General features: G+C 63.8%; 12 protein-coding genes. 5 read left to right on the top strand and 7 right to left on the bottom strand.

What is annotated here, in order from left to right:
- Positions 1-317 precede the first annotated feature (317 nt).
- Together BSP239C_RS19535 and BSP239C_RS19540 are read right to left on the bottom strand one after the other, a co-directional pair.
- Complete coding sequence (locus BSP239C_RS19535; RefSeq protein ID WP_101574993.1) at positions 318-1,154, bottom strand: sulfurtransferase; 837 nt, start codon at positions 1,152-1,154, stop codon at positions 318-320.
- Positions 1,155-1,205: 51 nt separating this feature from the next.
- Complete coding sequence (locus BSP239C_RS19540; RefSeq protein WP_101574994.1) at positions 1,206-2,477, bottom strand: class I SAM-dependent methyltransferase; 1,272 nt, start codon at positions 2,475-2,477, stop codon at positions 1,206-1,208.
- A 196-nt stretch (positions 2,478-2,673) separates the two neighbouring features.
- On the opposite strand from BSP239C_RS19540, the gene rsmA reads away from it, so the two are divergent.
- The 3 genes from rsmA to BSP239C_RS19555 are packed head-to-tail and all read left to right on the top strand — an operon-like array spanning position 2,674 to position 5,296.
- Positions 2,674-3,573, top strand: coding sequence for a 16S rRNA (adenine(1518)-N(6)/adenine(1519)-N(6))-dimethyltransferase RsmA (gene rsmA / locus BSP239C_RS19545; protein ID WP_101574995.1), 900 nt, complete (start codon positions 2,674-2,676; stop codon positions 3,571-3,573).
- Positions 3,570-4,520, top strand: coding sequence for a 4-(cytidine 5'-diphospho)-2-C-methyl-D-erythritol kinase (locus BSP239C_RS19550; RefSeq protein WP_101574996.1), 951 nt, complete (start codon positions 3,570-3,572; stop codon positions 4,518-4,520). The genes rsmA and BSP239C_RS19550 overlap by 4 nt, the downstream gene beginning before the upstream one ends.
- A complete protein-coding gene (locus BSP239C_RS19555) occupies positions 4,520-5,296 on the top strand; it encodes a FadR/GntR family transcriptional regulator (RefSeq protein WP_226841792.1) in 777 nt (258 codons plus the stop codon). Before BSP239C_RS19550 ends, BSP239C_RS19555 begins: the two co-directional genes overlap by 1 nt.
- Before the next feature lie 28 nt (positions 5,297-5,324).
- On the opposite strand, the gene BSP239C_RS19560 is transcribed toward BSP239C_RS19555, so the two are convergent.
- Both BSP239C_RS19560 and BSP239C_RS19565 read right to left on the bottom strand, forming a co-directional pair.
- Positions 5,325-6,728, bottom strand: a complete 1,404-nt coding sequence (locus BSP239C_RS19560) for a GntP family permease (RefSeq protein WP_180959113.1) — start codon at positions 6,726-6,728, stop codon at positions 5,325-5,327.
- 51 nt (positions 6,729-6,779) lie between these two features.
- Positions 6,780-7,277: a gluconokinase gene (locus tag BSP239C_RS19565; RefSeq protein WP_101574997.1), complete on the bottom strand. Its 498-nt coding sequence runs from the start codon at positions 7,275-7,277 to the stop codon at positions 6,780-6,782.
- Positions 7,278-7,452: 175 nt separating this feature from the next.
- Here BSP239C_RS19565 and gndA point away from each other — a divergent pair, with 175 nt between their 5' ends.
- Both gndA and BSP239C_RS19575 read left to right on the top strand, forming a co-directional pair.
- Positions 7,453-8,946 carry an NADP-dependent phosphogluconate dehydrogenase gene (gene gndA, locus BSP239C_RS19570; RefSeq protein WP_101574998.1) on the top strand — a complete coding sequence of 498 codons (1,494 nt, stop codon included), beginning with the start codon at positions 7,453-7,455 and terminating at the stop codon, positions 8,944-8,946.
- Positions 8,947-9,032: 86 nt separating this feature from the next.
- Positions 9,033-10,175, top strand: coding sequence for an alanine--glyoxylate aminotransferase family protein (locus BSP239C_RS19575; protein WP_101574999.1), 1,143 nt, complete (start codon positions 9,033-9,035; stop codon positions 10,173-10,175).
- Between the two features lie 278 nt (positions 10,176-10,453).
- Here the strand turns inward: BSP239C_RS19575 and BSP239C_RS19580 are convergent, their stop codons facing one another.
- The 3 genes from BSP239C_RS19580 to BSP239C_RS19590 form a co-directional block, all read right to left on the bottom strand.
- On the bottom strand, positions 10,454-11,500 hold the full coding sequence (locus BSP239C_RS19580) for a homocysteine S-methyltransferase family protein (RefSeq protein WP_101575000.1): 1,047 nt from the start codon (positions 11,498-11,500) through the stop codon (positions 10,454-10,456).
- 250 nt (positions 11,501-11,750) lie between these two features.
- Positions 11,751-12,782: an acyltransferase family protein gene (locus BSP239C_RS19585; protein ID WP_101575006.1), complete on the bottom strand. Its 1,032-nt coding sequence runs from the start codon at positions 12,780-12,782 to the stop codon at positions 11,751-11,753.
- Positions 12,783-12,923: 141 nt separating this feature from the next.
- Entirely contained in the window at positions 12,924-13,586 is a 663-nt protein-coding gene (locus tag BSP239C_RS19590) for a response regulator transcription factor (RefSeq protein WP_101575001.1), read from the bottom strand.
- Positions 13,587-13,778 lie beyond the last annotated feature (192 nt).

Below are 13,778 nucleotides of genomic sequence, written 5' to 3' on the forward strand. Positions count from 1 at the left end.
ATGACACTTTCGCCATGACTTTTCTACGGCCTCGCGAACAGTGTGGCGACCGCAAGAACAGTGTGGCGAGTACGCGAAGTGTGCGACAAGCACGCGAACCGTGCGGTGAACGTGAGGCACTGCGACTGTGAGGCGCTGCGACCGTGCGGCACTGCGACCGTGAGGCGTTGGGAGAACGGTTGGTAAGTTCGTCTCGATCCGAGCGACCGGATCGAGACGAACTTACCAACCGTTGGCGATAGCACTCCTGTTCGCGAGCTGGCGCCCGCAGGTGAGGCGGGTACAGCGGGCGGGCTGTCAGGCTCGCGCTGCGAGTCTCAGCTCCCGGTGGCGACCGGGCGGGCGGGGTCGGAGGACCATCCCGACCAGCTGGCCGGGTAAAGGCTCGTCTCAACACCGAGGCTCGCCAGCGCCAGAGCATTGTGGCAGGCGGTGACGCCGGAGCCGCAGTAGACGCCGACGGGCTGATCGAGCGCACCGAGGTCTGAGAAGCGCGTACGCAGAGTCTCCTCGTCGACGAATTTTCCATCGGCGGTGTTCTCAGCGGCCGGGGCGCTCCTGGCACCGGGAATGTGGCCGGCCCGGGAGTCGAGCGGTTCGGTTTCTCCGCGGAAGCGTTCACCGGCGCGGGCATCGAGCAGGACTCCGGTCCACGCTGAGGCAGCATCGGCGTCGAGGACGGGCATCGAATCGGGAGTGATCGTGACGGTGCTCGGTTGTACGGGGTCACCGGCTCCGGCGGTCAGCTCGCCTCCGGCTGCAACGAATGCGTTCAGACCGCCGTCGAGGACACGTGCCTTCATTCCCGCCCACTGCAGCAGCCACCATGCTCGGGCAGCGCCGAGGCTGGAATTATCGTCATAGACGACGACCTCGGTGAGCTGGTCGATGCCCCAGGTCCGGACCTGCTCCTGGAACGCTTCGGCAGACGGCAGCGGGTGACGGCCCTTGGTTGGGTCGTGATCCGAGCGCGCGGCGAGTTCCGTGTCCATGTCGACGTAGATGGCTCCGGGGATGTGCCTGGCGGCGAAGTCGTCTCGGCCATCGGGCTTCTGCAGTGTCCAGCGGACGTCGAGCAGCCTCGGCGTGGATCCGTCGTCGGAGAGGCGGGCGAGGAGTTCGTCGGCGGTGATGAGAACGTCGGAGCGGTTCATGGGGATTCTCCTAGTGAGGTGGGATCGAGGGCGGTGTGCGGGGGAGTCGGTTCAGCAGGGCTGAGTCAGGAGGACGACATGGCGATCGCCGAGGCGCGTGAAGACCAGTGTCGCCTTGTCTCCTGCCGGAAGTTTGAGCTGACGCCTGACCTGGTCTGGAACAATATCAGCTCCGCGTTTCTTGATCACGACCGAGCCGATGCCGCGGCTGATGAGGGCCTTGCGCAGGCTCGGGATCTTTGCCGGCAGCACATCGGTGACCTCATAGGAGGTGACCCCGGCCGAGGCAGGTCCGCTGGGGTCGACGTCCGTGGTCAGGTAGGCGATCTTCGGGTGGACGCGACGAGCCTGTAACGGTCCGCACAGTGCAGTGACGAGTCCGGCGCGCACGATCGCTCCATCGGGTTCCAGCAGGTACTGGCCGAGTTCGCCGACACCGTCCTCATCGTCCTCTGGCAGATCATCTTCGTGGACCAAGAGGGTGCGATCACCCATCACGAGGGCGCTGCGTCCGGGGCGCTGCCGGGCCTCGCCGAAGTAGAGGCAGACCTCGACGACCTCGCCGAGGTGGGAGACCCATTGCGCCTCGGCCTCATCGGGAATGAGGCCGTGATCGAGTGCCGGTCCGAGCTTGACGCCCGCGGATTTCGCCGCGAGCGCCTTGTCGATGACCCAGGACAGGGAGGGGGAGAAGTCTTCGGGGTCGAAGATGCGTGCGGTGGAACCGCCCTTGGTGCCCTTGCCGACCGTGCGGCGGGCAGGGTCGAACCACAGGGCGTCGAATGCGGCGGTGTCGACGTCCTCTGCGCGGGCATGCTCGACGCTGGCATTGCCCAGGTGGCGGAGGTTGAAGCTGGCGATCGCGGCGGTGACCTCGTCTGCGTCGACCGCGGTGACCTGGGCGCCCATCCCGGCGAAGGCGAAGGAGTCGGCGCCGATCCCACAGCCCAGATCCGCGATCGTGGGTGCGGAGTCGGCCGCTGCGGCATCGGTGCTCTGATCGTCATTGGTGTTTGTGTTGCCACGGGTGTCCTTGCCCTCGCCGAGGAGGCGGCGGGCATGGTGGGCGGCGACGGGCAGTCGTGTGGCTTGGGCCAGACCATCGCGTGTGAACAGCATGTCCTCTGCGAAGGGGCCGAGTTTCTTCACGGCGTCCTTACGCAGCTGTGCCTGAGTCAGCAGTCCGGCGGTCACCTCGGCGGAATAGCCCTCCTTGCGCAGAGCTGCCGATCGGGCAAGCTCGTCCGCAGGCAGGTCCTCGATCCCGTCGAGCCGGTCGAGCACGGAAACGTCAAGGAGTTCGGTGAGTGTCTGCGGATCCATACTGTTCACCCTATCGTCCTGGTGCCGGTCCGATGACTGGTGCGTCTCGGATGTATGGCCGACGGTTCTTAGTCGTATCGGTCGTATGGCAGTCACCGCTTAGCCACATGACTGACGATGTTGCAGGAGTATAAGGAAATGGCGACAGGGGCGTTCGGTGATTGTGCCTGCGAACGAGTGCTGTAAGTTGTCTGCTGTGACGTTATTGACCGCACGCGACATTCGCGAAATCGCCTCCGACATCGGTCTGCGCCCGACTAAGCAGAAGGGGCAGAACTTCGTCATCGACCCCAATACCGTGCGCTCGATCGTCACGTCCGCGAAGCTTCAGGACCACAGCAGCGTGGTCGAGATCGGCCCCGGCCTGGGCTCGCTGACATTGGGTCTGCTGGAAGCCGGGCATCATGTCACGGCTGTGGAGATCGACGAGGTCCTGGCCGCACGGCTGCCGGCGACGGTGAAGAAATACGGGCAGACGGCCGCTTCTGACGAGCCTGCGAACTTCGAGCTCGTCAACGCCGATGCGCTCAGGGTCACCGAGCTGCCGACGGCACCCGATGCCCTGGTCGCGAACCTGCCCTATAACGTCGCGGTGCCGGTGCTGCTGCATTTCCTCGAGATCTTCCCGAGCCTCAAGACCGTGCTCGTCATGGTCCAGCTCGAAGTCGCCGAACGCCTCGCCGCCGGCCCCGGATCACGCACCTACGGTGTGCCCAGCGTCAAGGCTCAGTGGTACGGCGACGTCACCCTGGCCGGACGCATCGGCAAGAACGTGTTCTGGCCGGCACCGAACATCGACTCCGGTCTCGTCCACATCGACGTGACTCGCACCCACCGTGACCCCGAACAGCGTCGTCGCCTCTTCAGTGTCGTCGACGCGGCTTTCGCCCAACGACGCAAGACCCTGCGCGCGGCCCTGGCGAACTGGGCTGGCAGCCCTCAGCAAGCCGAAGACCTGCTGCGCGCCGCAGACATCGACCCGAAGACGCGCGGCGAAGCCCTCGGTGTCACCGAGTTCGAACGACTCGCGGCGGCCGGCGCAGAAGCGGGTACTGCAGCGGAGGGCACCGAAGCTCAGGAAAGCCCACAATCATGAGCGCCCAGCTGCACTCGCGTCCCACGACCCAGACACCGGTGAAGGTGCAGGCACCGGGGAAAATCAACGTCCACCTCGGCGTGGGTGGGGCAGGCGATGACGGATACCACGAACTCGCCACGGTGTTCCAAGCACTCAACCTCAACGAGACCGTGACTCTCATCCCCGGCGGCAGCGGTTCGATCGTCGTGGGCGGCCGGTATGGAGACGCCGAGGTGCCCCAGGACGACTCGAACTTCGCCCGCAAGGCCATCAACCTTCTCATCGCAGCCCTCGAAGACGAACGCGATGTCGACGTGCTGCGTGACATCGACATCGTCATCGACAAACAGGTGCCCGTCGCCGGCGGCATGGGCGGCGGATCGGCCGACGCGGCCGCAGCACTGTGCGGTGCCGCCCATCTCGTCGGGGGAGTCGAGGAGTCGATCCTCCATGACTGTGCGGTCGCCGTCGGCGCCGATGTCGCCTTCCTCCTCCACGGGGGAACGGCGATCGGCCACGGACGCGGGGAGAAACTCAGCCCCGTTCTCACCCGCGGTTCATTTCACTGGGTCATGGCCACCTCGGCGGGGCAGCTGTCGACGCCGGCGATGTACTCACGGTTCGACGAACTCACACCCGACCCCGAACCAGCGGTCGTGCCTCCCGAGGTCCTCACCGCGCTCGCCGCCGGTGACCCGGACACACTGGCCACGGCCGCTGCGAATGACCTCACCGATGCCGCGATATCGGCCATGCCCGAACTCGCCGAGGTGATGGAGGCCGGCCGTGCCGCCGGTGCACTCCTGCCCCTGCTCAGCGGCTCGGGCCCGACGATCGGCTTCCTCGCCCGCGACGCCCACCATGCACTCGACCTTGCGGTTCTGCTCCAGGCCACGCGCGGAGTCAAGGAGGCACTGCGGACCACAGGTCCGGCCCCCGGCGCCCACGTCATCGATCACCACTGATGGCTGACGTAGAGGATCCGAGCACAGGGCCTGCAGTCAACCAGCCGATAGGCGGTCGCACAGCCGGTGGCAATCTCCATGAGAGCCTGCTCAACGCCGTCGGCACGGACATCGTCACCGGCGCCCTGGCGCCGGGGACGGTCATCAGGGCCGAGGAGCTGCGCGTGCGCTACGAGGTGTCGCTGTCTGTGGTGCGCGAAGTGGTGCGCGTCCTGGAGTCCCTGGGGATGGTCAAACCGATCCGTCGCCTGGGCTTGGTGATTCTGTCGATGCAGGAATGGACCATCCTCGATCCGCTGGTGGTGCGCTGGCGAATGGTCGCCACTCCGGCCGTGCAGCTGCGCTCGCTGACGGAACTGCGGGTCGCCATCGAACCGCAGGCGGCGTACCTTGCTGCGATCCACGCCTCAGTCGATGCGGCCGAGGAGATCATGCGATTGGCCGCAAGAATGCGCGCCAGCGGAAGCAAGGGCGATGTGGAAGCAGTGCTCGACGTCGACATCGCCTACCATCGCGCAGTCCTGCGAGCCGGAGGCAATGAACTCTTCGCCTCCTTCGACACCGTCGTCGCCGAGATCCTGCGCGGTCGCACCCAGGCCGGTCTGATGCCGAAATACCCCCATCCGGATGCGCTGCAATGGCACTTCGATGTCGCCGATGCCATCGGCAACGGGGACCCCGACCGGGCTCATGCCGCGATGACGAAGATGATGGATCGAGCATTCACCGAGATGGAAGACGCCTGGGAGGGGCAGCCCCGCCTCAGGACGTACTGATCCTTGCGGCCTGATCCGAATGCAGGGATCAGAACGTACTCGCGACTCCATAGAGGGCGAGGCTGTAGGCGAATCCGACGAGACCGAGGATGGTCTGGCCCACGGTCCAGGTCTTCAGCGTGGTCTTGGTATCCATACCGAAGAACCGGGAGACGAGCCAGAAGCCTGAATCGTTGACATGGCTGGCGACCACGGAGCCCGCCGCCAGGGACAGCACGATGGCGACGACCTGCAGACTCGAGAAGTCCGGGTTGCCGACGACAACTGGCTGCATGAGGGCCGCAGCGGTCGTGAGTGCGACCGTCGCCGAGCCTTGGGCGACGCGCACGATCGCTGCGATGACGAATCCGGCCACGATGACCGGCAGCCCCAACGCCGCCAGGGAGTCCGCGATGGAATCACCGATCCCGCTGGCTCGCAGCACACCGCCGAACATGCCGCCGGCTCCGGTGATGAGGATGATCGAGCAGACCGGGCCCAGAGCAGAGTCGACGATGTTCTCGACCATGCTGACGCCCTTCTTCTTGCGCCACCCCAGCAGCCACATCGCCGCCAAGACAGTGATGAGCAGGGCGATCGGAGTTTCACCGAGCATCCGCAAGGAGGTGATCGCAGTGGACTCGGCGTCGACCCAGCCGGCCTCACCGGCGAAGTCGAGCCCGGTGTTGAGGAAGATGAGCACGAGCGGCAGAGCCAGTAGGAACAGGACCGTTGAGAGTTTCGGTGAGGACCTGAAATCTGCGAATTCCTCGGCCGGGTCATGTGCCAGAAGTGAGGGGACGGGGACGTCGACGCGTTTGCCGACGAAGAGGCCGAACAGATACCCGCACAGGTACCAGGCGGGAACAGCGATGATGAGACCGCAGATGAGGACGAGGCCGACGTTCGCACCCAGCAGGCCCGATGCCGCCACAGGCCCGGGATGCGGCGGTACGAAGATGTGCATGGCCGAGAAGGCGATCGCCGATGGCATGGCATAGAGCAGCAGAGAGCCGCCGAGGCGCTTGGCCACTGTGAAGATGATCGGCAGCATGACGACCAAACCGGCATCGAAGAAGATCGGGAACCCGAACAGCAGCGAGGTCAGGCCCAGAGCCAGGGGCGCCCGTTTCTCCCCGAAGACCTTGATGAGCGCATCCGTGAGTACCTGTGCCCCGCCGGAGAGTTCGAGCATCCGACCCAACATGGCGCCGAGGCCAACGAGGAGTGCGACGCTGGCCAGAGTGGAGCCGAAGCCGTCGTACATGACCGGGACGAGGTCGCCGGGGGAGATGCCTGAGGCCAGGGCGGTGAGCACACTGACCATGACGAGTGCGATGAAGGCATGCAGTCTGAAGCGGATGATGAGGACCAGCAGCACGGCGATGGCTGCGGCGGCGATGACGAGCAGTGCGGGGGCGGACAGCGTCCAGTTGAGGTCGATCTCGGTCACGATTTCCTCTTCCTTGAGGTTCGGCAATGGTCAGGTGACACGGGGCAGGGGTCAGTCGGCAAAGGGGAGGCGTTCCATGATGTATCGGCACACCTCGGCGGGGGAGAGGTCGATGGGAGCGAGGAAATGCGCTTCCTCGACAGTGAGGGCCTCCAGGGTTTCAAGCTGCGAGTCGATGAGAGTCGGCGACATGAACTCATGCGAACGCCGCGCGAGATGTTCGACGATGATCTCGCGGTCCCCGGTGAGATGGACGAAGAAGGTGTCCGGGGCCTGCTCCCGCAGATAGTCCCGGTAGCTGCGTCGCAGTGCGGAACAGGCGACGACGGGCGGCGGGGTCGCGCTCAGCTCGTTCGCCACGTTCCTCAGCCACGGCCATCGGTCCTCATCGGTGAGAGGGACCCCAGCGTGCATCTTCGCCTTGTTGTCCGGGCTGTGAAGGTCATCGGCGTCGACGAAGGCGAGCTTGAGTTCTGCAGCCAAGCGACGGCCGATCAGTGTCTTCCCTGTGCCGGACACCCCCATGATGACAAGCGGGGGAAGGTCCATCTCAATCGGCCTCTCGTAAAAATATGATGACATTGCTAAACTGCACTCATTAAATCAGATTTATAAAAATTTAAATGAGACGGGTGCACCTGTCAACCTGGACATGTGCTGTCAGGCAGTACTGTGAGGCGCAGCCGCCAGGCGCGAGCATCAGGCACGAGGAAGAGGAATGGGTATGACCGCGGAAGTGGGCGTGATCGGCACCGGAGTGATGGGCTCGAACCTGGCACGAAACCTCGCCCGGAACCTGGCCGACCGGTCGGGCGCACGTGTGGCCATCTACGACCGCGACGTCGACCGAGCTCATGGCGTAGCGGCTGAGCACCCCGAGGCGGACTTCCTCGTCGCCTCCTCACCGGCGGATCTGGCCGACAGACTCTCGGGACCGCGCGTGGCGATCCTCATGGTCAATGCGGGCAAGGCCACGGACTCGGCGATCAACGATCTCGTCCAGGTCTTCGAACCCGGAGACATCATCGTCGACGGCGGAAATTCGCTGTTCACCGACACCATGACCCGCGGTGAGATTGTCGCCGAGTCCGGTATCGAATTCGTCGGTGTCGGCATCTCGGGGGGAGAGGTCGGTGCCCTCGAAGGCCCGTCGATGATGGTCGGCGGCACCGAATCCGCGTGGTCGAGGCTGCGACCGATCCTCGAACCCATCGCCGCTCGTGCCGAACCCGACGATGGGAATGCCGAACCCGCCGACGGGCGAGGCGAACGGGCGAACCAGCTGGAGTGCATCGCCCATGTGGGCGCGGATGGGGCCGGTCACTTCGTCAAGATGATCCACAACGGCATCGAATACGCCGACATGCAGCTCATCGCCGAGGCCTTCGCGCTGCTGCGAACCAGGCTCGGGCTCACCCCGTCCCAGATCGCCGAGGTCTTCCGGGAATGGAATCGGGGAGAGCTGGAGTCCTATCTCATCGAAATCACCGCCGAGGTCCTAGACCACACCGACGAAGCCACGGGCCAGCCGTTCGTCGATATCGTCGCCGATTCTGCCGGAGCCAAGGGGACCGGGGGATGGACCGTGAAGACCGGACTCGACCTGGGTGTCCCCGTCGCCACCATCGCCGAGGCGGTCGCGGCCAGATCTCTCTCCTCGGCCTCCGTCCTCCGTTCCTCGGGGACGACGTTGGACTGCCCCTCGACTGCCACCTCGGCGCCCGTCGATCGTGACAAGGTCATCGAGAACGTGCGCCAGGCACTGTTCACGGGAAAGATCCTGGCCTATGTGCAGGGCTTCCACGAGATCGCTGCGGGCGCACAGGAATACGGCTGGGACACCGAACTCGGCGAGGTCGCCAGGATCTGGAGGGCAGGCTGCATCATCCGTGCCCGGTTCCTCGACAGAATCACCGAAGCCTACGAGGCGGACCCGGCGCTGAGCTCGCTGCTGGCCGATCCCTACTTCCAGGAATCACTCAACGCAGGACAGCAGGCCTTGCGGGATACGGTCGCCGATGCCGCCGTGCACGGTGTTCCGATCCCAGCACTTGCCTCGGCGCTGGCGTACTTCGACGGCATCCGTACCTCGCGGGCCTCGGCCGCGCTGGTGCAGGGTCAGCGGGACTTCTTCGGGTCGCATACCTATGGGCGCACGGACCGGGACGGGACCTTCCACACGCTGTGGTCCGGTGACCGCAGCGAAGTGACTCTATGAGGGCCTGAGCCTCTGCATTGAGGGGCGACGTCTCTGCAATTGGGCGGTAGTGGCCCAAATCTCATGAACGTGGCAATGTTGGAGACATGACTTTGCCACACGAAGATGTTGACCCCGCCGGCCTGCTCGAATACTCGGTGGTCTTCACCGACCGATCCTTGAACCACATGTCGGGACGATTCGTCTCCGTGATGCAGGACATCAACCGCATCCTGCGCGAGGCCTACGACGCTCACAGCGTGGCCATCGTCCCCGGTGGCGGCAGCTACGCCATGGAATCCGTGGCCCGGCAGCTCGCGACCGGGAGGAAGTGCCTCGTGGTCCGCAACGGACTGTTCTCATTCCGCTGGTCACAGATCCTCGACGCCGGGAACATCGCCAGCGAGACCACCGTGTTCAAAGCATCGCCGAGCAGTGATGAGCACCAGTCGGCCTGGTCTCCTGCTCCCATCGCCGAGGTGGTCGCCGCGATCGAGGCCGAACGCCCAGCCGTCGTGTTCGCACCCCACGTCGAAACCGCGTCCGGGATGCTCCTGCCCGATGATTACATCCGCCAGGTCGCCGACGCCGTCCACAATGTCGGCGGAGTCTTCGTCCTCGACTGCATCGCCTCGGGTGCTGTGTGGGCCTCACAGACCGACCTGGGCGTCGACGTCCTCATCAGCGCGCCGCAGAAGGGCTGGAGCGGTTCACCCTGTGCTGGTTACGTCATGCTCAGCGAAGCTGGCCGTGCCGCCGTCCAGGAATCCACCTCGTCGAGCTTCGCCATGGACCTGAAGAAGTGGCTGTTCATCGCCGACGAATACGAAGAGGGCCGGGCGCCGTATCACGCGACGATGCCGACCGATTCGCTGGCGCACAACGCCAAGCTCATGCTTGAAACCGAGGAACGCGGCTTCGACAAGCTCGCCGCCGCCCAGTTCGAACTCGGTGACCGGGTCCGCACGGTCTTCGCCGATCGTGGACTGCCCTCGGTCGCGGCACCCGAGTTCGCCTCGCCCAGCGTGGTCGTCGTCCACACGGACAACCCGAAGTTGGCCACCGGCGCGAGCTTCAAGGAAGCCGGCGTCCAGATCGCGGCCGGTGTCCCGCTGCAGTGTGACGAGCCGGAAGACTTCTCGACCTTCAGGATCGGACTCTTCGGACTCGACAAACTCGGCGACATCGACGGCACCATCTCCCGCCTCGAAGCCGCACTTGATTCGATCGGCGTGACGCCTCAGGGCTGACCCCTCAGGGTTCTGCTGCGAGAGCCTCGCCTCACACTGAGAGCGCCAAAACCTCCCTGTGCAACGGGAAGCTTTGGCGCTCTCAGTGCGTGATGGCCACCGCAGCGGGGAATCGATTGTTCCTACCCGTAGGCACACCATTCCTACCCGCAGTTCCACTGCACGCTCTCAGCACAGAAACGTCCCGTTGGGCAGGAGACCTTTGATGCTGCCGGTACGGGGTGCGCTGCCGACGGGCGCGCGGTGCTGCTGGCGCGCGGTGCTGCTGACCGTTGGCCTCAGGCGGTGGAGCCGAGGGCGACGACGTTGTCGGCGAGGCGTTCGTTGTCGCCGTACATGAAGTGGTTCTTCATGTTCTCCGTGAACCGGCTGGCGTCGGTGGTCAGTCCGACCGCCTCGGCGACTTCACGGATGTGCATCGGGGTAGCTCCGCAGCACACGCCGATGTAGTTGACGCCCAGGCCATAGGCTTCCTTCGCGAACGCGCCGATCTCGTAGCGGTTCGTCTGCAGCGGATCGAGAGCGGTGGGGAAGGTGCGATTGTGCGGGGAAGGCACCTCGGCGCGGGGGTCGGAGAGGTTGAAGAATGTGGGCTCTTCCTGCGTCGTGCGGTAGGGGATGGGCAGGGCACCGACGTGACAGGACACCGCCGCGCGGATCTCCTTCAGCCACGGCAGCATCGTCGCAGGTCCGCGGAAGCAGTTGAGGCCGACGACGTCGACGCCCAGCTGTTCGAGCTTCTGCGCAGTCTCCACAATGCCGACGCCATCGGCCATCTCCTGGAAGGCCATGGGAGCCAGCGTGAGGACGACGGGCAGGCCGCTGGCCTTGGCGATCTCGGCTGCGGCGATGGCCTCACCTGCGAAGTAGAAAGTCTCACCGATGATGAGGTCAGCACCTTCGTCGACAGCCCAACCGACCATTTCGGTAAACATGGCACGGACCTCGGACTGACGCTCAGGGCTTTCTGGGTCCCAGATGTTGGAGTTCGAGATGTTTCCGGCCATGAAATTTCCGGGCTTAGCGTCGGCAACGCTGCGGGCGATCTGCAGGGCGGAACGGTTGAGAGGTTCGAGCAGGTCCTCTTTGCCGATGACCCGCATCTTCTCGCGATGGCCGTTGTAGGTGAAGGCCTCGACGATGTCCGAGCCTGCGCGCTGGAAATCCACGTGCAGGGATCGCAGGGCGTCAGGGAATTCGAGCGCGACCTCGGGCACGAATTCTCCGGCGGACAGGTAGCCGCGCTTCTCGAGTTCGAACAGGAATCCTTCGGCGCAGATCACAGGTCCGGCGTCGAGGCGTTGGGTCAGAGCGTTGCTGGTCATGAGTGCTCTCCGTATGGAAGGTAGAGGACAGGCGATTGAACTCGCTCAGGCTGAGAACCCGAACTCTCCGCATCCAACCATCTTCGGAGGAGTTGCCGACGTCACAATGACATAAAAGAGTCATATGACACTCGGAGTCATTCTCAGCGACTCAGACGCCTCATGGCGCTATGCAGCGGTTGGGAATCGCTTACACAGCGGTTGAGAATCACTGGGACAAGGCCCTGGGAAAGGGGCCTGGGACAGAGCCCTACGACGAAGCCTTGTCCGAATGCTTGCCGGGCTGCGAACCCAATTGCGCGAACGGCATGAGCAGCAGCTTGGTGACAGTCGATGAATACCAGCGCAGCGCTCGTTCGATGGGTGACCATGACAGCAGGAAGGTGGTGAGCAGGGCCAAGGCCAGGCAGATCGCGAGGACGATGGGGGTGCTGAGCGCATCCTGGCTGTCGTCGAGAACCGGCTGGAGACCACGGACAACGAACCCGTGGATGACGTAGATCGCGAGGCTGTGCCGGCCGATCTTGGCGATGATGTTGTCCTTTTCACCGACCCACATGAGCAGCATCAGCGTCATAAGCACGGACCCGATGTTGATGATGAGCCGGAGGCCGACGCCTTCGGGGACGCTGACATTGAAATGTGCGAAGTTGAGGCTGCCGTAGAACCAGTGGTAGTCGACCTGGTCGAGGTAGAAGTAGCCCACAGAGCCAAGGGCCGCCGCGGTGAAGAACAGCTTCTGCCAGGTGCGCAGACTGCCCGCCCAGTTGAGGATCTGTTTGCCGTAGAGCTTGCCGACGACGAAGAAGGGCCAGAAGATCATGGACCGCGACGCCGAGAGCTCCGTATCGAGGATCGGCAGGATGCCGCCGAAGAGCCCCACCACCACCGAGGTGACCAGAACGGTCCGTGGGAAACGCTCGATGAACGGCACGGTGATCATCCAGTACGCCATCGACAGCAGGAACCATGTGTACCAGAACGGTGTCAGGAAGCTGTAGTCAGGTTCGAGACCGACGAACCACATGAACCCCCACATCAGGGGCAGTACAGTGAACAGCAGTACGAAGAAGGTCAGTACTCGTTCGGGAAGTCGCGTCGACTTCGCTGTGATCCCGGCCAGGAACACGAATGCCGGCATGTGGAACGAATAGATGAGGTACATCGGCGCGCTGAGAACGCCATCTTCCCATGGGTGCGTCCTGGCCAGCAGGTGGCCGAGCACGACAGCGAAGATGAGGATGCCTTTGGCGCGGTCTAGGCGGTGATCTCGTGTGGGCACGACGCCACGATAGCGTGTCTGCCGCTCGAAGCAGAAAGAACCCATCCCCCTGTAAGGCGGAAGTCAGGTACTGTTCAGGATTTTCAAGACCAACCGCAGGTATGTCGGCCACGCGATTCGAGGATCCGCACGAGTAATTCCTCATTGCGTTGCCTGAGCGTCGCGTACGATGAGCGCTATCTGCAATCGGCTGGTCACACCAAGCTTGGTGAAGATGCTGCTGACTTGGGCTTTGACAGTAGGGACGGAGATGTACAGTTCCCGAGAGATTTCAGAATTGGCTTGTCCGGTGCTGATCGCGACGGCGACTTCCAACTCTCGTGGCGTCAACGTCTCAAGCCGCTGCCGAGCGACTTGCCGCCGATCAGCATTGAAACGCACCAGATCGATCAGCTGCCGAGTCACAGACGACGAGAGAATCGTCTGTCCGCGTGCGACTTTGCGAATGGCTTCCACCAGCTCGGTGGGCGCCGTGTCCTTCATCAGATAACCGGTCGCTCCAACGCGAAGAGCTTCAGTGACCTCCTCATCGAGATGAAAGGTTGTGAGCATGATGACCGCTGGTGACTCGGTGTGTCGTTTGAGCTCCTCGGTAGCTCGGATACCGTTCATCTGAGGCATTCGAATATCCATGAGAACCACGTCGACATCCCTGGGACCGAATTCGACGACCTCCAGCCCATCGCTGAAACAGCCCACCAGAGACAATCCGTCTGTCGCAGACAGGACAGCAGTCAAAGCCGATCGCACGTAGGGGTCGTCATCAACGACAGCTACGGTGATCGGAGTTCCTGGACGCTCCATCAGTCCTCCTTCCAAGGGAGCCAGACTTCTACTTCAAACCGACCGGCAACCGTACGACCCGCGGACCCCTGCGTGTCAGGGTGAGTTGAGTCCACCGGTTCATAGCAAGTCCGCCTTCGCAGGGCGAGTTCAGGAACAACCACCATGAGTATCTCGACTCTGTCCACACCGTCAGCACCGATCGGGAATGAT

This window comes from Brevibacterium sp. 239c, assembly GCF_900169365.1.
Taxonomy (GTDB): Bacteria; Actinomycetota; Actinomycetes; order Actinomycetales; family Brevibacteriaceae; genus Brevibacterium.